The sequence below is a fragment of the Mycobacterium sp. genome (assembly GCF_004298145.1).
Classification (GTDB): Bacteria; Actinomycetota; Actinomycetes; order Mycobacteriales; family Mycobacteriaceae; genus Mycobacterium.
Genome location: NZ_SCRH01000023.1, coordinates 90,801 through 111,358, shown reverse-complemented (window position 1 = coordinate 111,358; position 20,558 = coordinate 90,801). Strand labels below are relative to the sequence as shown.

Sequence of the window (20,558 nt, the reverse complement as noted above, 5' to 3'; positions counted from 1 at the left end):
ATGCACGACCATGGCTCGCACCCGGTTGTTGACACACGACAGCATCGCTGCGGCCGCATTCGAACTGGTCGACACCGAGGGCGCCGGCGCGCTCACCATCGCGCGGCTGGCGGAGCGCCTCGGCGTGGCCCAGATGACGCTCTACAACTACGCCGCCGGCAAGCGGGAAATCGTCAACATGCTGCCCGACGTGTTGCTGGCCGACCTACCGCCGATCGATCGTGGCACCGGTTGGCGCGATCAACTCGGCGCGTGTTTTGCCGAGGTCCACGACAGGCTGGTACGGCACGGCAACGTCACGCAATTGATCGCGGGGCTTCCGGTGGCCAGCGACGCCCAGACAAAGCTGTTCTCAGAGGTGCTGGCGCTGCTCGACGCCGCCGGCTTCTCGGGACGGGACGCGCTGACCGTGCACCGCACGCTGTCGACCTACACGCTGGGCTTCGCCCTGTTCCAGATCGCCGAGAACTCGGTTGGCTCGCCCAGGCCCGGAACCGATGCCGCGCAATTCCGCGCCGGGCTGCGTGCGGTACTGAGCGCGTTCTCGCCCGACGGCTGAGGCTCTGAACCCGCTCATCTGGTAGTCATTACTCAAGCCTTCGAACGCATTGAACTGGCGCCGGGTGACAACACCGATGCCATCGAAACCGTCACCAGCATCTGGGATTTGCGCCTCGACGAATCGAAAGGACAGTAATGGGCCTACAGTTGACCGACTCCGAGCGGGAGGCGTTGCTGACAAACGCGCACACTGCGATGATCACCACGGTGCGCCGCGATGGATGGCCGGTCACATTGCCAATCTGGTTCGTCTGGACAGATGGCTGTTTTTATGTCAGGACGCCGCCGTCGTCGGCCAAGATGAAGCGCATTCGTCACGACGACCGATGTTGTGTCCTTGTCGAGGCGGGCAAAGCCTGGGTGGATCTGGCTGCCGTTGAATTCCCGGCTCGCGCAGTCAAGCTGGACGCAGGCCCGGAATCCGAAAGAGTTGCTGAATTACTCGACGAGAAGTACGCCGATTTCCAGCCGCCGTGGGACCGTGTCCCCGACGTTGTTCTCCGCAGCTACGCCGAACAGGTCTACCTGCGCATGGAGCCGGCCGGACCGATGATCAGCTGGGACAACTCGAAGATCAGGCTAAAGCCGCAATAGAGGCGACGGCGATGACTCCAGCGACCGCGAAATCTGCTGGCGTCCGGTTACGGCGATAGGCCTCATTCCCGAACAGTGGATCACCGCAAGTTGCGCGATCGGGTCGGTCGGCGATTGTGTCGCGCAAATACACCGCATCCGCGACGCCGGTGCCGACGAACTGGTCACCTACGGTTCGACCCCCGGCCAGAACGCCGCGCTGGCCCGCGCGTGGGCAGCATCGCATGATCCCGTATCTGCCGAGCCCGGTGCCTGAAGACCATTCAGGCGGCGTTGACGTCGGACGGCACCGGCGTTCGGGACAGCAGTTCGGTCAACAGCCAGACGGCATAGGCGGCGATGCCGATCGTCACCGCGGCGCCGAGGTAGGTGGCCCAGAGCGGGGCATCGGAACCGAGGGTGAGCCAGATCGGAAGAGCCAGACCGGCGTTGACCATCCCGTCGGCCATCGGCAACAGCGGGATGATGGCCGCCAGCTTCCAGCCGCTGCCCAGCCTGCCACGCAGCGCGAAGATCAGCCCGCCGGCGGCCATCGGCATGATCGACTGAACGGCAGCCTGCCACAACGGAAAGCCCCAGAAGTTCAGTGGCTGGTTTCCGTAATAGGCGTGAAAGCCGGTGAGCACACCCGGCGTTTCGACCAGCACATTGCTGACCGCGAACACGCCCCAGAGCTGCCAAATACGGACTGCCGGAACTCCCTTGGAGAAGACCCAGTACGACAGGTAGCCCTGGCCGCCGACGAACCACGGGTAGGCGAACACCAGGGCCCAGGGGATCGGGCGGCCGAGCGCGGTGAAGGCGCTCTGCTGCCCGAGCACGGGAAAGTATAGGCAACTCAGGACGTCGGCCACCGGTTCGAACAGCGCGGCCAGCGCGCCGCCGATGAAGCAGAACAGCAGCAGGGGGCCCTTGCCCCGGCGCACATGGTCGATGGCGATGACCAGCACGATCAACATCGGTACGCCGGTGACCACCGTGAAGAGCATTTGCGCGGCGGCTGGCATCGTCGTGTGGGCGATATCGGGCACATGGTGGCTCATCGGACGCTCCTGGAGATCGGCCCACAGTCAGGATGGCAGGGTGGGCATGGGTTCCGGTGGTGGATGGTCGATTCCGATCAACGGGGCGAGCGCCTGGGTGCCGATATTGTTCACCGGCCACGGGGAGTCGGGGGCGATCACGCCGAACGTCTTGAAGAGCGTCCCCATCCGCTGGAGGTGGACGGCCAGGCGGAACGCCGCGAACGTTTCGTAGAACGCGAAGTCATCCACTCCGATGCCGGTCTTTTCGCCCCACAGCGACACGGTGTCGACCTTCGAGAGGAATCCGGGCAGCCCGCACGGGTCGCCCGGCGCGCCGGTGTGAGCGTCCCCGAGTAGCGCCTTCTCGACGAGGAACCACCAGCCGAGGTCTTGGAGCGGATGACCGATGGACGCCATCTCCCAGTCGATCACGCCGACTGTGCGGAAGTCCCGAAAGATGAGGTTTCCCAACCGGGCATCGCCCCAGCTGAGGGCCAGCGGCTCGGGGCCGGCGGGACGGTTGGCCGCCAGCCATTGGCGTCCCGCCTCAGCAATGGGATTGGGTTCGTCCTCCGCGGCCCACTGCAACGCTTCGTCGTAGTACCGTAACCGCCCGTCGAGACCCGCCGGATACATCTCGGTGAGGAAGTCCAGCCCGGCAGCGCGCCAATCCAGGGTGTTGACCGCTGCCACCGTGTCCACCGCAGACCGCCACAGCGCGGTTTGCTGGTCTGGGGTGGCGTCGTGCAGCCAGCCCGCCTGCCAGTAGGGCGGCATGTCGGGCTGCACTTCACCTGCGATCCGATCCATGACGAAAAACGGTGCGCCCAGCCATTCTTCATCTTCCTCATACCAGTGGACGCGTGGCACTGGGATATCGTCACATTCGCCCAGGGCGGTCATCAATCGATACTGGGGTTCAAAGAAATCCGGTGCGCGGTAGAGGAAGTTGAAGTCGGTGGCCTTGACCCGCAGGGCCAGCGAGTGCCGATTGCGGTGGCCGCCGCCTGTCCAGGAGGCGTCGAAGAACAGGGTTTCGTTGGTGAAGCCGGCTCCGGACGGGTTGGTCACGGCGCTCAGTTCGATCTCGGAGGCACCTCGGACTCGGATATCCAGCCATTTGAGCAGGGTCTCGCGGGTCTGCGCCAGATCGCGCTGAGTCGGTACACCCATCGCTAGGCCTGGCCGGAGCTTTGCAGCGCTTTGTCTCGTAACCACTTTCGGAAGTGACGCGCATAGGTCCAGTCCTGCAGTTCGCCGCAGACGGCGTTGTTACCGTCCCACTCCCAGCGTTCGTAGCACCAGTAGGCGGCCAGGTCTCCCCACAGTCCCGGCCAGTCCAGCCCGGAGACGATGCGACCTTCGGCGTGCAGGGTACGGCCCAATTCATCAGTGGCATCGATGATCTCGCCCAAGGGCCAGCCATCGGGCGCGTTGATGCGTTGACGAGTGCCCGAGACAATGGTCGCGGGGACACCGTCCTTGACGTGGAAGCCCGCCGTGATCTTGTCCTTGACGCCATCGAGAGGGTCGTCCTCCCAGGGAATGTCGCATGTGGCGAAGGTGTTGAAGGCGTTGCGGTCGTCGGCCATTCCCAAGGAGTAGCCGCCGCGCAGGCGATGCATGTTCGCGAGAATCTTGCGCGGCCCCCAGGTGTGGTCACGAAAGACCACTCCGTCGCGCACGTCGATCGACTCGCCCTCGATGATCAGCGTTCCGTTCATCCGGCCGAAGTGCTCATAGTGACCGGTGGTGATCTCACCCTCAACGTCGCGGACGAAATCGAACATGCCTGCGTCGACGTCATTTTTCTGCTTGTCGAGTTTCAGGTAGTGAGGCGGGTACGACGCGGTGAACGTCAATTCGAATTCGCATCCCGGGGATTCGTACGTATAGCGATGTTCTTGCTGGGCGATGATGGTTTGGCAGCCGAAGCCGTTTTCGAGCTTGAAGTCGAACATGTCGGCCCCCTCGGGGATGCCCATGTGCCAGCTCCAGCCGTTGTGGGCAATCGTATTCATCGTCCGGCCGGTGGGATCCCAGATCAGCGGGCCGCCCATCGCGGTGTCCTGGTTCGGCCGGAAATAGAAATACAGCAAGCCCATGAGGTCGCGTTCTGGAACCCGGAAAGAGATGTAGGACGCCTCGTTCCACCACGGATCCGCATTTCGCGGATGAAAGCTGTCGTCCGCAAGGTTGATGACTTCCGACCAGACCATCCCGCGTCCCTCCTGCGACCTGATTGACATGTCTTTGGCCAGTCGGCAATCGATCCGAGAAGCCTTGTCACGTCACAGGTATACGTGTATAGTCCGGTCGGTGTCAAGACCCACAACCGGGAGTCGTGAATGACCGACCAGGGCGTCGACATCGCGATCCCTATCCTGGTCGACCGCCACCTGCCCGCTTCGGCGTTCCTTGATGCCGCCCGGGCCTACCAAACCAGCGGTGTCGTCGACTACATGCAGGGTTGGGATCAGCTGTCAAGCATGTTCCCTCCCCAGCTCTGGAACGTCGGCAACGCCCCGATGGCGTCCGTGGTGCCGGATCTGGACTCCTACCCGGATTTCGTCGCGATGCTCTCGGCGGCCAGTGTCGTCGCGCCCGGGCTGGGCACGGTGTTGAGCACCGATGCGGTGCGGCGTGGGCCGGCCGAACTGATGCAGACGATGCTCACCCTCGCCAACCTGACGCAGGGCCGTGCCCAGTTCCACTTGGGCTCCGGAGAGGTCAAGCAGTGCAAGCCTTTTGGCTGGAAACGCGCGGAGGGCTGGGACAAGCTCGAAGATGTGCTGCGGCTATCCCACCTGTTTTGGGAGCACGGCTCCGAACCTTTCGACTTCGACGGCAAATACTGGCAGTTGCGCGACGCCTGCTTGGGGGGAGCGCGCAACTATCGGCCTCAGATATGGGGGCTGGGCGGCGGTCCTAAGTTGATGGACTACGCCACCTCGTACTGCGATGGCTTCGCGACGTTGGCGCCATTCGTCGCCTACAGCCCGGAGCGTTGGCACCAGATGGTGACCTCGATGAAGGACCAGCTCGAACGCAAGGGCCGCGACCCGCAACAATTCGGATTCGGTTTGTACTGCGCGTATCTGGCGCACGACGATGAGAACCTGATCGAGGCCAAGCTCAGCAACCCGATGGTGGCCTGGTTCACCGCCGTCGTCGGCCGGGTGGTGATGACCGACTGGGATGCCGCGGGAATCGAACCACCGATGCCTCGGGAATGGCATTATGCGCTGCACCTGAAGCCGCACAGTCTGACCGACGCCGAGGTGTCCGACATCCTGTCACGAGTCACCCCGGCCATGTCGGATCGGGCGTGGATCAGGGGCACCCCGGCCAGGGTTTCCGACCAACTTCAGGCGTTCGTCGACGCCGGCGCCACGTGGATCAGCGCGATCGACATGATGCCTTCGATCCTCGACCTGGAAGATGGCGCGACGGCGGTGTCTCGGACGTTCGACATTGCGGGGCGGCTCAAGTCACGCAATACCGCACTGGCCCGCACGGTCTGATCGCCGCTGCGCCAACTACTTGCGGCGCGGTGCTCGGGGTTCGCTGGCGGCCTGCTTGGCAATTCCGTCGAGGATCAGAGTGAGGCCTTCGTCAAAGCCGCCTGCGGCATCGCGCGTGGTGAGCAGCTCGGCTAAGGCGGCCACATGCGGGAATTCGGCGGCTTCGATGTTGCGTAGCCCGGCCAGTCGGGTCGAGGCCGCCGCAGAGGACCGGCGGCCCGTGTGCTGCTGGTTGAAGCCGGCGGTGTAGGAGGCGAGTGTGTCGTAGGCGGCGACGATCTGCGGATCCGACAGTCCCGCCCGCTCCAGTGCCGCGAACACTCGTTCCATCCACCGAAATGCGACCTTGCCATCGGCCGGCTGGGCGGCGATGATCTGCGCGAACTCCGGGTGCGCCAGCCACATTCGGTGTAGCGCACTGAACACCGCGGCAACTTCGCCTCGCCAGTCCTCGCTGTCAACCTCGGGCACGTCCAGGTGGTCGAGCAGCCGATTGGCCAGTATGACCAGCAGCTCCTCTTTGGTTTGTACGTGCCGGTACAGGCTCATCGCGGTCACGTCGCAGCGTGCAGCGAGCCCGCGCATGGTGAGCGCCTCGAATCCTTCTTCCTGGATGAGCCGAGTCGCCTCGGCGATGATCGCCTCGAAAGTCAGCGGGGAAGAAGCGGGAATCGACACGACCACAGTATACGTGTATATCGGGGCGCCGAGAAGCTGCGCGCTTGCGGCGAACGGCGTCAGACCCGGGCGGCAGGCTATCGACCAGCACGCCGTCCTCGACGGTGGCGACGTAGCCACAGAGGGCTTCGCATATGCGCCAGTAGGTGTTCGCATGGTTGACGGTCATGGCGCCCCGAATTCTATGGGCTTTAGATTACGTTGTCACCAACAGCGCGTCCCTCGGCAGAAACGGCAGAGGACCGATGCGGTCACCGCTTCGTGACCAATGCGCACCCGTGAAGAAACGTTCACGTCCAGGCGGGTGCAAATGACTCGCGTGATCAATCTGGTCATCTGATGATGGACACGGTGGTCGGCAGGCGACATCCTAGGTAGGTGGAGATCCACCATCTGCGGTACTTCGTTGCGGTGGCCGAGGAGCTGAGCTTCTCGCGAGCAGCTGAACGACTCCATATGGCCACCTCACCGCTGAGCCGGCGGATAAGAGATCTCGAACGTGAACTGGGTGACGCGCTGTTCGTCCGCGGCTACCACCAGGTGTCGCTTACTGAGGTCGGCGCGCGGATCCTGCCGTTGGCCGTCGAGTTGGTCGACAAGTTCGAGGCGCTCCGCGCGACGGCCTCGGAAGCGGCGCAACCCGCGACGCGCTTTGCCACCGTTGGGATGGCCCCGGAAGTATCGCCCTGGCTCCGCTCGACATTCATCGAGCTCGTCAATGCTGTCGTCCCCCGCGTGCGCATCAAGCATGAACCAGCCAGCACCGCGCCGCTCCTGCGAGCGGTCGTTCGCGGCGAGATCGACCTCGCCTTCGTACACGGCCGGGTAACCGACCGCGGCCTGGTCGCGGTGCACGTAGAAGATCAACATGTAGCCGTCGTCGTGGGTCGCGGCATCGGCTTCGACCACCGCACCAGCGTGCGAATTTCGGAGCTTGCCCACCTGCATTACGTGTCGTTACGCGAGTCGGCAGCTCCGTTCGTCTATCGGGTCACCGACGAGCTGTTGAATAACAACGGAGTGCACGGCCGGATCGCCATCTCGTCGAACAACCAGGCCGACCTGGTCCCGATGGTGGCCGCCGGCCAGGCCTTCACCATCTGCGGTTGCGACTTCGGTGCTACGCGAAAAGTGTTCGCGGACGAATCGGTGGTGATGCTGCCGTTCGATGACGATATCCGCCTGGCCACCTACGCGGTGTGGCGGAAGGACAGGTTGGCCGACAGCCCGGCGCTCCGCGAGCTGAGTGGGATCGTCTGGGATCGACTGGCCGCGTAAAGGGGAGTCGTCCCATCAACAGATGACCAGTACGGTCACGTTCCGTTTCGCTGATTTGATCATGGACATTGCGGAGCATCGCGCCTTACGGTCACGGTGCGGCGCATCTCTTTACGAGATACCTCGGCGGGTGGTCGCTGCCGCCCTACCGGGAGCCTGACACATCGGAAAGCGAGCATACGTGGGCAGATTCGACGGCAAGGTTGCGTTCATCACCGGTGCGGCCCGGGGGCAGGGCCGCTCGCACGCGCTACGGCTGGCCGAAGAGGGCGCAGCCATTGTCGCGATGGACATCTGCGACCAGATCGAGTCGGTGTTCTACCCGATGGCCAGCAAAGACGATCTCGCCGAGACCGAAAGGTTGGTGACCGCGGCCGGCGGCTCGATCATCACGAGCGTCGGCGACGTCCGCCGCCGTGAAGACGTCCAGTTGGCGCACGACGGCGGAATTCGCGAGTTTGGCAAGATCGACATCGTGCTGCCCAATGCTGGCATCATGCCGGTGATCGAGCCCGGGGATCGCGAACAAGCCTGGTATGACGCAATCGACACCATGCTGACCGGTGTCTGGCACACGCTGGATGTGGTGGTGCCGGGAATGATCGAGCGCGGTACCGGTGGCGCCATCATCATTACGAGTTCAGCCGCGGGATTGAGCAGTATCGGCCTGAACACCTATCCCGGACAGGCGGCCTACGTCGCCGCCAAACACGGCGTCGTCGGGTTGATGCGCCTGTACGCATCACAATTGGCCAAACACATGATTCGGGTGAATACGGTCCACCCGACCGGTGTGAACACTCCGATGGTGGCCAATGAGCAGTACGGCGCCTGGGCGGTGGCGAACCCTGAGATAGCGGGCGGGCCAAACTATCAGAACCCCATGCCCGTTGAGTTGATCGAGCCGATCGACGTCAGCAACGCGATCGTCTACCTGGCGTCCGACGAGGCGCGCTACGTGACCGGGGTGACCTTCCCAGTGGACGCCGGCTACCTGAACCGTTGACCCCACCGGTCGACCGACGCCAGTTCCTAAGGAAATTCGATGTCCGATGTGTGCAAGACCTCGACCCGGCCGGACGGCTGGGATCATCTGCAGTACGACCACCGTGACTCGCGGATCGTGGTGGCGCCCCACGACCTATGGCGGCGGCTGCGGTCGCAGTGTCCCGTCATCCACAGCGATCGCTACGGCGGCTTCTGGTTCGTCAGCCGGTACGACGACGTCAGGACGGTGCTCAACGATTGCGAGACGTTCACCACCACCGAAGGCGTCAACATTCCGCGGCAGAACATATCGCTGTTGCCCGGAGAGGTCGACCCGCCGTTGCATCGCGAATATCGCCGAATCCTGGAACCTCAGCTCGCGCCCCAGGTGGTGAGAAAGCATATGCCGTGGATGCGCAAGCTGGCCAGGGAATGGCTTGCCAAGGTCTCCGGCCGGGACCACTTCGACGCTTGCGCCGACTACTGCGAACCGTATGCGAAACGCGTTGCGCTGCGCGTCATCGGCTACGACCTGGCCGATCTCGATAAGTTGGATCACTGGACCGGGGTGCTGGCGGCTGGTGTCCGCGACGATGAGGAGGGACTCCGCCTGTCGACCGAGTTCTTCGGACACCTGGCTAAGACCTTGCAGCAGCGGGCCGCCGAGGACCCACGCGAGGACATCATCTCCGCGATCGTGCACGGCCGGGTCGAGGGCCGCCGGCTGACCCTGGAGGAACAGCAGAGTCTCCTGCTGCAGGCCACTTTCGGTGGTTTGCACACCACTGGCGCGGTGATGGCCGGCGCAATCGTGTGGTTGGCCGGGCACCCCGAAGACCGGGCGCGGCTGCGCAAGGATCCCGCGCTGATGGGCACCGCGATTGAGGAATTCATCCGGTACGTCACGCCGGTGCCGCACATGAACCGCGCTGCGGCGAAAGACACGACGTTGGGGGGATGCCCGATCGCCAAGGGAGAGCGGGTGATGTTCGGTCTGGGGTCGGCCAACCATGACGAGAGCGTATTCAGCGACCCGGGCGACGTGGTGCTCGACCGCTTCCCCAACAGGCACTTGGGTTTTGGCGGTGGACCACACCGATGCGTTGGTTCGCACCTGGGCAAGCTGGCCGCGCGGGTCGGCCTCGAAGAGTTCGTGGCCGAGTTCGCCGACTTCGAGGTGACCGATTATTACGCGCTGCGGTACAACGGCGGGGAGGGTCGGGGGCTGCTGACCGTCCCGATGACCGCCACCGCGGATCGGTAATACCGTCGCCATGCGGGTGGGATTCGTCGGACTCGGCGACCAGGGTGAACCGATGGCCCAACGAATTCTCGATGCCGGGCACGATCTCGCCGTGTTTGCCCGCCGTCCCGAACAGGCGGAAGCGCTCATCTCACGCGGTGCCGTCAGCGCAAACTCTTTATCGGACCTTGCGGATCGCAGCGAGCTCCTCGGTGTCTGCGTCGGCACGGACGCTGACGTCCACGAGGTTGCCGCGGCCGTGGTTGGGCACATGCGGCCGGGATCGGTTCTGGCCGTGCATAGTACGGTCGATCCGCAGACGTGCATCAGCATCGGTGCCGACGCGAGCGCTCAGGGTGTTGCCGTCATCGACGCACCCGTTTCCGGCGGCCGGGCGCGTGCTGCAGCTGGTGAGCTGACGGTCATGGTTGGCGGCGAGGTCACGGCTGTTGAAAAGGCGCGGCCGGTCTTCGAATCCTTTGGCGCCCAGGTGATGCACGTTGGCGAGCTTGGCGCCGGCGAGGTGCTCAAATTTGTCAACAACTACCTGTTCGCCGCCCAGGTGTCGATCACCGCGCAGGCGATCGAATTGTGCGGCGAACTCGGGCTTGACGTGGCGCAGTCGATGACGGCGATCGCGTCGTCGACGGGATCGAGCCGGACCATCCAAATGTTCGTCGACGGCGGCTGCCGCAGCGCCTTTCCCATACACAGTGCCGGTCGCGCACGCGGCGCTGAATTGTTGGCCAAGGATATCGGCCTTGTCGATTCCCTGCTGGCCGGACGGTCGGTGCCGGAACTGCTTTACCGCGCCGTCCGCGCGGGGCTACTGGTGGCAGCGGGCGCGGAGCCCACCGGCGACGATCTGTGACGCTATGCGCCGAGGGATGGCGTCCCGTCATCGGTGCGCCGTCGCACATCCGTGCGCTCGCCGTCGTGTGAAGCGATGAACTTCAACGCCAAATCGTTGAACTGGTCCGGGAACTCGACCATTGGGCTGTGTCCCGCGGCGGCGAAGACGGCGAGTTCGGAGTCGGGCAACTTTTCATGCATTTCGTGGGCGCACCGGGGCGGCACGATGGCGTCGTGCTCGCCCCACACCAGCAGCACCGGGCAGGTGATCGATTCCGGGACCGTCGCGTTGACGGCGCGACCGGCGGCGGCGACGGCGTCGGCGGAGCCCGGGCCGCCGAAAAGGGGCATGGTCTGGGCCGCCAGGGCCGGCGACATGACGCGGGGATCACGGAAGGCCGCAAAAAGGGCAAGCCGCCGGACCCACGCCTTGGTTGTCAGGGCGCGACGAACGAAGCCTCGTCGCAAGACGGCGGTGCAGATGCGCAGTGCTACGAGGATGACGGCCAGGCGTCGCTCCGACATGGGCACACCGCCCGCGTCAACCAGGATCAGGCTTCGCACCAGCCGCGGATCGGCGCTGAACATCGCGATTGCGACCAGCCCGCCCATGGAATGCCCCGCCACCGTAGCTGATTGGACGTCGAGTTGATCCAGTAGCTCGAGCACCGTGCGCGCGTGGGTGGCCATTTCGGCGGGCGCTGGCAATTGCTCGGATCGACCGAAACCTGGTAGGTCGACGGCGATGACCCGGTGGTGCTGGGCCAGTGCCGGAATGTTCTCCAGCCACCACTGCAAACTGGCGGACATGCCATGCAACAGGACGAGAACGGGCCCGGTCCCGTAGTCAAGATAGTTCACCCGTAGGCCGTTGATCGGGCGACTGGCGGTCGACGGGGCCCAATCGATGTCGGTCCAGTGGGGAACCGGTGCCCCGGCGCCGGACAGTGGCGACGTCATCCCCGCAGCCTCGGTTGAGGGTGTGCTCTTGACCTCATCACGAGAGGTTAACGCACGTTCGTTCGCGCCGTTGCGTCAACTATCTGGCACAAGCCGGCTCGACGTCCTTGTGCTCGAGTGCCGCGACGTAGTCGGTGGGTGCACCACCACAGAGGCCTTGATACCGGAACAGCCGGAGTTTTCGTTCAGCCCATGCGCCGACGATGTGATCTCCCTTCGCGCCTCGACAGTTCCGCGCGATCTCGAACTGGCGCGACACGGCTATCACGAGATTGATATCGACCCGCCCTACATCGCGCTCGGCCCAGAGGGTCGATCGCCTTCTGGCGGGACATCCGTCGCACCTCCGATGAGATCAGTCGCTTCTCTCCTCGTGATGCGAGCAGGGTCGAGGAACTGATTAAGCAGTTGATGCCCATCTCTGACGTGGCGATCCAGTTGATGGCGACCAATCCGACACGACCCGACTTCGCTGCTAAGTCAGTCGAGGGGGTGGCGGCGGCGGACGACCTGGATTCCCACCATCGTCATCACCAGGTCGCCGTTCTGATCCACCATCTCGTAGAGGCAGTGCACGTCGGCCTTCCGCGGGCCCATCCTGACCTCGACGACCTGCAACGACCCGGTGAGTACCGAACCGGGACGCACGGGATTCGGCAGTCGCATTCGATCGAATCCCTTGCCGGCCACCAAGGCTGTCCGGGCCATGAACCTCGGTGACGAGATGCTGGCGAACAGCGACAGGGTGTGCATGCCGCTGGCGATCACGTCGCCGAACGGGGAGTCCGTCCCGTCGACGTGGATGGGTAGCGGATCGAAACGCCGTGCGAAATCGATGATTTCGTCACGGGTGACTTCGACGGGGCCCAACTCCATCCAGTCCCCGACGGCCAGATCCTCCGCATACAGAATCCGGTCGGCCGTCATCGGCGCAAGATCGCGGCCCTCGTGTCGCGGCAGGCTCATCCAGTCAGGCTAGAGGGTCGCTCGATGGGCGGTTCGGCCGGATACGCCCCACCAATATGTACCAAACACTGTTAGGCTGATCCCGCCGCAGTCCAGCGAAAGGACCGTCAATGACGACGCAGACCGATGTGGCCGTTAGCGACACGCATCAGGGGTTCCGCACCGTTCGGTGCCCCGCGGACGGACGAGTGGTCGGCACGGTGCCCGATATGACGCCGGGGCAGGTGCACGACATCGCTGCGCGGCTGCGTGCCGCCCAGCCGGCGTGGGAAGACCTGGGGCCCGACGGCAGAGCCAAACACCTCTTGCGCCTGCTGGACTGGGTGCTCGACAACGAGAAGCGGCTGATCGGCATCATGCAGGAGGAAACCGGCAAGTCCTGGGGTGATGCCCAGGTCGAGACCGCCGTTTTCGTCGACACGGTGAATTACTTCACCAAGCACGCCGCGGGGTTCCTCGCCGACCGCACGGTCGAGCGGTCGGGAGCGATGGCGCTGACCAAGAACCTGCGCGTCTTCCATCGGCCGCACCAACTCGTCGGCATCATCACCCCGTGGAATGGGCCGCTGGCCACCTCCACCATTGATGGCATCCCGGCTCTGATGGCCGGCGCCGCGGTCATGTTCAAGCCATCCGAGGTCACCCCGTTGACCTGGGCCGAGGTGACCCGCGGCTGGTTGGAGGAGGTCAATGGACCGCCGGTGATCGCCTGCGTGACCGGCGGTGGTGGGGTCGGGGCCGCGGTGGTCGACGAGGTGGACATGATCCAGTTCACCGGGTCGACGGCCACCGGACGCAAGATCGCGGCTCGGGCGGGGGAGCGGCTCATCCCATGCAGCCTGGAGCTCGGCGGCAAGGACGCCATGATCGTGCTCGACGATGCCGACATCGACCGCGCAACCAGCGGCGCGGTATGGGGCGGCCTGTGGAACTCCGGGCAGATCTGTGTCTCGGTGGAGCGAATCTACGTGCAGGACAAGGTCTACGACGAATTCGTGGACAAGCTGACCGCCAAAGTCGTGGCCCTGCGTCAGGGCATGGACCGCGATGGCAGCTTCGAAACCGAGATCGGGGCGATGGCCACCGCGAACCAGTTGGACGTCGTCGAGCGGCACGTCACCGGCGCACTGCAGGCCGGTGCCCGCGCCCTCACCGGCGGTAGGCGCGCCGATACCGGGATGTTCTTCGAGCCGACGGTGCTGACCGGTGTGGACCATTCGATGGCGTGCATGCGGGAGGAGACGTTCGGTCCGACGTTGCCGGTGATGCGAGTCCGCGACGAAGACGAGGCCATCCGGCTGGCCAACGATTCGCCTTACGGGTTGGCCGCCAGCGTCTTCAGCGCAAACAAGGAGCGAGCCGACCGGGTCGCCCGTCGGCTGGAAACCGGCGCCGTCAACATCAACAGCGTGCTGACCGCGACCATGTTGATCACCCTGCCGATGGGGGGCTGGAAATCCTCGGGCGTCGGTGGTCGAAACGGCGGGGCCGCTGGGCTTCTCAAATTCTGCCGGCAGCAGGCCATCGTGACCGAGCGGTTCACGCTGAAATCCGAACCGCACTGGTATCCGTATCTACCGCGGATGAGTCGACTGCAGGCTCTGCTGGTGCGACTCACCGGCGCGCACGACTGGCGGCGTCGACTCGGCCGTCGGGGCAAGAATCGAAAGGGGTGAAGGATATTGTCTCGGCTGAGCATTGACCCGGACAAGTGCCAGGGGCATGGCCGTTGCGTGCTCATCGCGCCGGATTATTTCGAGATGGACGACAGCGGTTTCGGAGTGGTGCTGCGCGACCATGTCGATGACGCGGACAAGGCGGATATCGACGAGGCGATACTGAGCTGCCCGGAACACGCCATCACACTGGAGTGAATGGGGGGCGCGCCCCTCAGCCGGAACCGGCGATAGTCTCGTCGGCGATCAGGGAATTGACTTCGTCGTCATCAAAACCGGCCTCACGCAGTACATCCCGGGTGTCCGCACCCCTCGATTTCGGTGCCGGCCCCCTTCGGCCCGGGGTGCGTGAGAGCCGCGGTGCGGGGTTGGCGGTCACAGAGCCGTCCGGCTCGGTGACGATCGTGGAGCGGGTCCGCAGGTGCGGGTCCTGCGCGAGCTCATCGAGTTCGAGAACCGGCGCCCCGCAACCGTCGACGTCGGCAAACACCGACGTCCAGTGAACGCGCGGTTTGGTCGCGAAAGCGGCTGCGATCCTGGCGCGCAGTTCGGTCCACTGCGCCGTGTTGAGCTGTTCGGACAGCTCAATGTCATCGACGCCGAGAGCGCTCAGGAAGTTGGCATAGAACTTCGGTTCGATGGCGCCCACGGCGAAGAACCGACCGTCGGCGCAGGCGTAGGGACCGTAGAACGGGGCGGTGCCGGACAAGATGTGCCGGCCACGGCCGGCCCAGATCCCGGCGTTGAACTCGGCGATGTTGGTCAGGTTGAGCAGCGCCGAGCCGTCGGTGATCGCCGCGTCGATGACTTGGCCCCGTCCGGTGATGGTGCGCTCGTAGAGCGCCATCACTATTCCCAGCGCGGCGAAGAGCGAACCACCCGCCAGATCGCCCAGCATGGCCAACGGCGGCACCGGGTGTTCGTCGCCGATCACGCCGAGGGTGCCCGCGATCGCGGCGTAGTTGATGTCGTGTCCGGCCCTGTCCCGGTAGGGCCCATCTTGACCCCACCCGGTCAGCCGGGTGTAGACGAGCCGCGGATTGCGCTCGCACAACACATCCGGGCCCAGGCCACGTCGCTCCAGGGTGCCGGGACGATTGCTCTCCAACAGGACGTCGGCGGCGTCGGCGAGCCGGGCGATAACCTCCGGGCCGCGTGGTGCGCGCATGTCGACCACGGCGGAGCGTTTGCCCCGCGACAGGGATCGGGCCGGATCGAAAGGGTGCGGGGTGCCCGGTCGTTCGACGGCGACCACGTCGGCCCCGAAGTCGGCAAGCAGCATCGAGCAGAACGGGCCCGGGCCCAGTGCGCTCACGTCCAGCACACGCACGCCGGTCAGCGGCGGCGCACCGGCCGGCGCGGGCCCTGGTGGCGGAAGGTCGACCACCCGGCCAAGATACCAAACAAAGTTTGTTTGTTGTGGCGGCGCCGCGCGGTGCTCAACGGAGGTGTGTCTCGGGAAGCCCCCATAAACCAAATAACGATCGTCAAATGCTTGACGATGTCTTATGCTGGACAGCATGTCCATGCGCACCTTGATCCAGCTCAGCAGGGGTAAGACGAGTAGGCAGGCCCACCGCGATCTGCCCACCGCCGGCGGCAACGGCGAACTCCTGAAGGACGACGAGCTCACGCGCCGGGGGTTCGACGGTCGCGAGGCCGTCTTGTACCGGACCAATGACCCGACGGTGTTCCGCACCGAGGGGCGGTTCCGATCGACCAGCGTGCTGCTCGGTGACATCAAGCCGGAGGACCTGACCGATTCGCGCGGCAATCCACAGCGCCTGTACTACAACGCCGATGCGACCATCTGGTTGTCCCGGCGGGCTGAGCCGATGCCGTTCTATCGGCGCAACGTCGACGGCGACGAGTGCTGGTTCGTCCATCGTGGATCGGGCACCGTCGAGACGGAATTCGGTCCAATCGGTTACGGGCAAGGCGATTACGTCGTCATCCCCAAGGCGATCACCCACCGCTTCGTCGTCGATGGCGGCGAGACCATGTTGTTCGGCATCGAGACGGTTGGTGAGCTACGCGCACCCACCTATGTCGGACTCGGCCGTCACGCCCCCTTCGATCCCGACGTGATCCGGGTGCCCGAACCCACCGCCGCCCCCTCGGACAGTGACGAATACGAGATCAGGGTCAAATACGACAACGAATACTCGTCGATCTACGTCGACCATCACCCGTGCGACGTTGTGGGCTGGAAGGGCGATTACTTTCCGTTCGCGTTCAACATCGGCGACTGGAACGTGATCATGTCCGACAGCCTGCACCTGCCGCCGTCGATGCATTGCTTTCTGGTCGCGGACGGCATCAACATCATCAACCTGCTCCCGCGCCCGTTCGAGTCGGTCCACGGCGTCGAGCGCATTCCGTGGTTTCACCGCAACGCCGACTACGACGAGATCGCCTTGATCCACGGTGGCAAATCGTTGGGACGTTCGCTCAAAGCTGGTCTGGTCAGCCATGATCCGCAGGGAATTCACCACGGGTTCCCCGATCGTGCGCGCATCAAGTCCCGCCGCGAATGGGACGAACACGCGCGAATCGAATGGGAAATCATCATGGTCGAGGCCGCGCTGCCGCTCAAGCTCGATCCCGTCGTTCAAGGCTGACACGACGCCGCCAGCCACGGCGCATCGCATGTTGGACGTGATCCACTTCATATGGCATGCTGGCCAATTAAATACCTAACACTGTTTGAGTACCGTCCGCCTGACTTTCGGAGCCGTCTCGATGACCTCGTCCGCTGTTGATCGCAACCTCGCCGCGCTGCTCCCCACTTTCGACCTGTTCGATGCCGAACACGAGAACTGGAAGTACGACGCTTTCGCCCACGCTCGTGAGCACTGCCCGGTCGTACGCACCGAGACCGAGCTCACCGGTCCGATGTGGATGGTCACGCGATACGCTGACGTCCGCCACGTTCTCGAGGATTCCGAGACGTTCTCGTCGCAGGGAGGCTCACCCGCGCCCACCCCTATCGGTCTGGGCCCGCTTGATGCGGATCCGCCGCTGCACACAGGTTTTCGCAAGTTGCTCAACCCGTACCTCTCACGGAAGTACGCCCTGACGTTCGAACACGAGATGCGCAGCATTGCCCGCGAGCTCATCGACACGTTCATCGACAAGGGGAAGGTTGAACTGCTCGGTGACTTCGCAGGCCCCTTCGTCTCGCGGGTGCTGGCGTCGGTGGTCTTCAACGAGACCGACATGGCGAAGATGGAACGGGCAAAAAAAGTGGTCTTCGCGGTCACCGAAGACGGCACCGAAGAAGACTTCATGAACCTCGGGATGCTCGCCGCCGAATACCTGGCCGCGGCCACCGAGAATCCGCCGGAGGAAGACGGCATCCTGCGGTCCCTTGTCACCGGGATCGTCGACGGCAAGCCGCTGGAGCCCCAGCAAGCGCTCGGCGCCATCTGCGTGCTGTTCCTCGGCGGGCTGGACACCACTCGTTCGGCGATCGGCACCATCGCCATGCAGGTTGCGCTGCAGCCCGAACTTGAAGCGCGGGTGCGGGATCCGCGGTGGGTGCGCAACGACATGGACGAGTTCATCCGGCACGCATCCCCGGTGGCCACCTTCGGTCGGACCGTCACCCGCGACACCGAGGTTGGCGGTTGCCCAATGAGCAAGGGGGATCGGGTGTTGGTGCGTTTCGATTCGGCCAACCGCGACGAAGAGAAGTTTCCCAACGCCGACCAGCTGCAGTTCGACCCACCGCGCGGCGGCAACGCCGGCTTCGGCCTCGGCATCCACCGCTGCGTAGGCATGCACTTGGCACGACTCGAGATCACGATTGCGTTCGAAGAGCTGCTGGCGCGCATCACGAATCTGAGATTCGATGGAGATCCGGCCGATCTCAGGTGGGCGCCCGGCATCGCAAACTGCCCGGACCGCGTTCCTCTGACTTTTGAAAAAGTATAAGCGCCAACACATTCCGATCCGCCTATAGGAGAAACACATGACCGGACGGGTAGCTGGCAAGGTTGCGTTGATCACCGGTGCGGCGCGCGGACAGGGGCGCAGCCATGCGTTGCGGCTTGCCAAGGAGGGCGCTGACATTATCGCGCTCGACATCTGCCGTCAGATCGAGTCTGTGCCCTATCCGCTATCGACTCCCGAGGATCTCGAGGAGACCGCCCGTCAGGTCAAGGAACTCGGTCAGAGCGTGGTGACCCGCGAGGTCGACGTCCGCGACGGGGAGGCGCTCATCTCCGCGGTGAACGACGGAGTGGCCCAGCTTGGGCGACTCGATATTGTGATAGCCAACGCCGGGATCCTTTCGGTCGGTGCGTCTTTCGAGCTGTCCGAGGAGACCTGGTCGCAGGTGATCGACATCAATCTGTCCGGGGTGTGGCGCACCACCAAAGCGGCGGTACCGCATCTGATCGCCGGCGGTAACGGCGGATCGATCGTGCTGACCAGCAGCATTGCCGGGCTCATCGGTCAGCCCGGAATCGGGCATTATGTCGCGGCCAAGCACGGAGTGGTCGGGCTGATGAAAACGCTGGCCCTCGAACTGGCGCCGCTGAACATTCGGGTCAACAGTATCCACCCGACGAATGTCGATACCGGCATGATCATGAACGAGGCGACCTATCGCGTGTTCCTGCCGGATGACCCGCATCCGACCAGGGAGAAGTTCGCGGTGCCTGCCGGTGAGATGAACGCGCTGCCGGTGCCGTGGATCGAACCAGGCGATGTGAGCAATGCGGTGCTATTTCTGGCCAGCGACGAGGCCCGCTACATCACCGGGATTTCGCTGCCCATCGATGCGGGTGCGGTGATCAAGTGAGGGGCAACGGCGCCGGCCAGGCTTTAAACGGCGTGGAGGACATCGTCTCCCAAAGCGGTGGCGAGGTGTTCGACGTATTGGTAGTCGGTGCGGGCGCGGGGGGAATGGCAGCGGCGGCGCGCCTCAACCGTCTTGGCTACCGGACGCTACTGGCGGAAGGTCGCGATCGCGTCGGGGGACGTGCCTCCACGATTGACATCGAGGGATTCCGGGTCAACACCGGAGCGCTGATCATCGAGACCGGTGGTGAGAACGGCAGGCTCTTCGACGAACTGGGTGTATCGATGGGAACGCGCTTGCCTGCGCAGCCGCTGGTGCTGCGCTTGGGTAAGCGCGACGTGCCGGTGATGAACGGGCCGGCCGGCGCCATAGTGAAGACCGCGGTGGCACTGCTGGGTGGTTCCGCGCGGCGGTTCCCTCGGATGCGGCCTTCGCCTGGGCGCACGCTCGCCGACGTGACGGCGCGGAGGGGTCCATTCCTGCGTGGCTTGCTGCGCAACTTGACCAGCGCGCTGTTCGCGGCCGAGCCCGCCGACGTCGAGGCCGCGTTGCTGTTCGACTACCTCACCAAACCCAAAGCTCTGGACACCTACGCCATGCACCCCGAGGGCAGCATCGGGCCGTGGCGTGCGCTGGCGGACCAGTTCCAGCGCACCGGCGGCAAGCTGTGGCTGAACAGCGAGGTCACCCGGCTGACATTTGACGACACCGGTCGGGTCACCGGTGCGGTCGTGCGCCGCGAGGGCCGCGACGTGTCGGTGTCCGTCGGCGTCGTGGTCAGCAATGCCGGCCCGGTGGCGACGGTGCGGATGTGCGGTGAGGAGAACCTGCCTGCCGGCTACGCCGAACGGATCAGGGCGCAATCGGCGCCGAGCACCTTGATCACGGTGAACTTCGCCAGCAGACGGCCGCTGACAACGGTGCCGGGAGTGGTGTTCTTCGGTCCGACGCGCCGGCTGGCCTACGCAGCCAATCTGACCGAGACATGCCCCGAGATGGCGCCACGGGGATGGCATCTGTACGCCGGCGCCGGCACGCCGCATCCGGCCACTGGCCCATTCGATGAGGCCGTCGAGATCGAGATGTTGAAAGCCGATCTGGCCGAGCATTTTCCGGGTTTCGAGACCGCGAAGATCTTGTCGATACAAATCTGTGCCGGTGAGGATTGGCCCGCCCAGCGGGCGATCGCGGGTCGCGACCTTCCGCAAACCACACCGATTCCCAACCTCTTCAACGTCGGCGACGGCGTGCGGGAATGGGCAACGGCGGGGCAGAGCGGGTGCGTGCACTCGGCACGGTTGGTAGTCGACCGCATTGCGGCCGCGCTCCCAGCACTGGCGGGCGCAAAGCGATCTGCTGGCTGACCGGGTCCGCGATATGGTTTGATGGCAAGAACCAATTATTGTT

The 20,558-nt window shown here is 64.5% G+C and carries 20 protein-coding genes; 13 read left to right on the top strand and 7 right to left on the bottom strand.

What is annotated here, in order from left to right:
• Positions 1 to 10 precede the first annotated feature (10 nt).
• Both EPN51_RS08745 and EPN51_RS08740 read left to right on the top strand, forming a co-directional pair.
• Entirely contained in the window at positions 11 to 559 is a 549-nt protein-coding gene (locus EPN51_RS08745; protein ID WP_293040453.1) for a TetR/AcrR family transcriptional regulator C-terminal domain-containing protein, read from the top strand.
• Positions 560 to 708: 149 nt separating this feature from the next.
• Complete coding sequence (locus EPN51_RS08740) at positions 709 to 1,155, top strand: pyridoxamine 5'-phosphate oxidase family protein (RefSeq protein WP_293040450.1); 447 nt, start codon at positions 709 to 711, stop codon at positions 1,153 to 1,155.
• A 263-nt stretch (positions 1,156 to 1,418) separates the two neighbouring features.
• Here the strand turns inward: EPN51_RS08740 and EPN51_RS08735 are convergent, their stop codons facing one another.
• Genes EPN51_RS08735 through EPN51_RS08725 form a run of 3 tightly spaced genes read right to left on the bottom strand, consistent with a single transcriptional unit; the run spans position 1,419 to position 4,399 of the window.
• Positions 1,419 to 2,198: a hypothetical protein gene (locus tag EPN51_RS08735; protein ID WP_293040448.1), complete on the bottom strand. Its 780-nt coding sequence runs from the start codon at positions 2,196 to 2,198 to the stop codon at positions 1,419 to 1,421.
• A gap of 27 nt (positions 2,199 to 2,225) precedes the next feature.
• Entirely contained in the window at positions 2,226 to 3,353 is a 1,128-nt protein-coding gene (locus EPN51_RS08730; RefSeq protein ID WP_293040445.1) for a phosphotransferase family protein, read from the bottom strand.
• A 2-nt stretch (positions 3,354 to 3,355) separates the two neighbouring features.
• A complete protein-coding gene (locus tag EPN51_RS08725) occupies positions 3,356 to 4,399 on the bottom strand; it encodes a hypothetical protein (RefSeq protein WP_293040442.1) in 1,044 nt (347 codons plus the stop codon).
• A 129-nt stretch (positions 4,400 to 4,528) separates the two neighbouring features.
• Between EPN51_RS08725 and EPN51_RS08720 the strand changes: the two genes are divergently transcribed.
• On the top strand, positions 4,529 to 5,704 hold the full coding sequence (locus EPN51_RS08720; RefSeq protein WP_293040439.1) for an LLM class flavin-dependent oxidoreductase: 1,176 nt from the start codon (positions 4,529 to 4,531) through the stop codon (positions 5,702 to 5,704).
• Positions 5,705 to 5,719: 15 nt separating this feature from the next.
• Here EPN51_RS08720 and EPN51_RS08715 read toward each other — a convergent pair whose 3' ends face one another.
• Positions 5,720 to 6,382: a TetR/AcrR family transcriptional regulator gene (locus EPN51_RS08715; protein ID WP_293040436.1), complete on the bottom strand. Its 663-nt coding sequence runs from the start codon at positions 6,380 to 6,382 to the stop codon at positions 5,720 to 5,722.
• A 378-nt stretch (positions 6,383 to 6,760) separates the two neighbouring features.
• On the opposite strand from EPN51_RS08715, the gene EPN51_RS08710 reads away from it, so the two are divergent.
• From EPN51_RS08710 to EPN51_RS08695, 4 genes are all read left to right on the top strand, one after another.
• Positions 6,761 to 7,660, top strand: a complete 900-nt coding sequence (locus EPN51_RS08710) for a LysR family transcriptional regulator (RefSeq protein WP_293040433.1) — start codon at positions 6,761 to 6,763, stop codon at positions 7,658 to 7,660.
• Between the two features lie 181 nt (positions 7,661 to 7,841).
• Positions 7,842 to 8,666, top strand: coding sequence for a mycofactocin-coupled SDR family oxidoreductase (locus tag EPN51_RS08705; protein WP_293040430.1), 825 nt, complete (start codon positions 7,842 to 7,844; stop codon positions 8,664 to 8,666).
• A gap of 39 nt (positions 8,667 to 8,705) precedes the next feature.
• Entirely contained in the window at positions 8,706 to 9,911 is a 1,206-nt protein-coding gene (locus EPN51_RS08700; RefSeq protein ID WP_293040427.1) for a cytochrome P450, read from the top strand.
• Between the two features lie 16 nt (positions 9,912 to 9,927).
• A complete protein-coding gene (locus EPN51_RS08695) occupies positions 9,928 to 10,761 on the top strand; it encodes an NAD(P)-dependent oxidoreductase (protein ID WP_293040424.1) in 834 nt (277 codons plus the stop codon).
• Positions 10,762 to 10,763: 2 nt separating this feature from the next.
• Here EPN51_RS08695 and EPN51_RS08690 read toward each other — a convergent pair whose 3' ends face one another.
• Together EPN51_RS08690 and EPN51_RS08685 are read right to left on the bottom strand one after the other, a co-directional pair.
• The gene (locus EPN51_RS08690) at positions 10,764 to 11,702 is read right to left on the bottom strand and encodes an alpha/beta hydrolase (protein WP_293040421.1); all 939 of its coding nucleotides are present in this window, start codon (positions 11,700 to 11,702) and stop codon (positions 10,764 to 10,766) included.
• Between the two features lie 480 nt (positions 11,703 to 12,182).
• Complete coding sequence (locus tag EPN51_RS08685) at positions 12,183 to 12,668, bottom strand: MaoC/PaaZ C-terminal domain-containing protein (RefSeq protein WP_293040418.1); 486 nt, start codon at positions 12,666 to 12,668, stop codon at positions 12,183 to 12,185.
• A gap of 110 nt (positions 12,669 to 12,778) precedes the next feature.
• Here EPN51_RS08685 and EPN51_RS08680 point away from each other — a divergent pair, with 110 nt between their 5' ends.
• Both EPN51_RS08680 and EPN51_RS08675 read left to right on the top strand, forming a co-directional pair.
• Entirely contained in the window at positions 12,779 to 14,344 is a 1,566-nt protein-coding gene (locus EPN51_RS08680) for an aldehyde dehydrogenase family protein (RefSeq protein WP_293040415.1), read from the top strand.
• A gap of 6 nt (positions 14,345 to 14,350) precedes the next feature.
• Entirely contained in the window at positions 14,351 to 14,542 is a 192-nt protein-coding gene (locus tag EPN51_RS08675; RefSeq protein ID WP_293040412.1) for a ferredoxin, read from the top strand.
• Between the two features lie 16 nt (positions 14,543 to 14,558).
• Here the strand turns inward: EPN51_RS08675 and EPN51_RS08670 are convergent, their stop codons facing one another.
• Positions 14,559 to 15,731: a CaiB/BaiF CoA-transferase family protein gene (locus EPN51_RS08670; protein ID WP_293040409.1), complete on the bottom strand. Its 1,173-nt coding sequence runs from the start codon at positions 15,729 to 15,731 to the stop codon at positions 14,559 to 14,561.
• Between the two features lie 121 nt (positions 15,732 to 15,852).
• Between EPN51_RS08670 and EPN51_RS08665 the strand changes: the two genes are divergently transcribed.
• The 4 genes from EPN51_RS08665 (at position 15,853) to EPN51_RS08650 (ending at position 20,515) form a co-directional block, all read left to right on the top strand.
• Positions 15,853 to 16,965 (top strand): homogentisate 1,2-dioxygenase, encoded by a 1,113-nt coding sequence (locus EPN51_RS08665; RefSeq protein ID WP_293040407.1) that lies wholly within the window; start codon positions 15,853 to 15,855, stop codon positions 16,963 to 16,965.
• Positions 16,966 to 17,086: 121 nt separating this feature from the next.
• Complete coding sequence (locus EPN51_RS08660; RefSeq protein ID WP_293040405.1) at positions 17,087 to 18,280, top strand: cytochrome P450; 1,194 nt, start codon at positions 17,087 to 17,089, stop codon at positions 18,278 to 18,280.
• A gap of 37 nt (positions 18,281 to 18,317) precedes the next feature.
• The gene (locus EPN51_RS08655) at positions 18,318 to 19,151 is read left to right on the top strand and encodes a mycofactocin-coupled SDR family oxidoreductase (RefSeq protein ID WP_293040402.1); all 834 of its coding nucleotides are present in this window, start codon (positions 18,318 to 18,320) and stop codon (positions 19,149 to 19,151) included.
• Entirely contained in the window at positions 19,148 to 20,515 is a 1,368-nt protein-coding gene (locus EPN51_RS08650) for an NAD(P)-binding protein (RefSeq protein WP_293040399.1), read from the top strand. Before EPN51_RS08655 ends, EPN51_RS08650 begins: the two co-directional genes overlap by 4 nt.
• Positions 20,516 to 20,558: the final 43 nt, after the last annotated feature.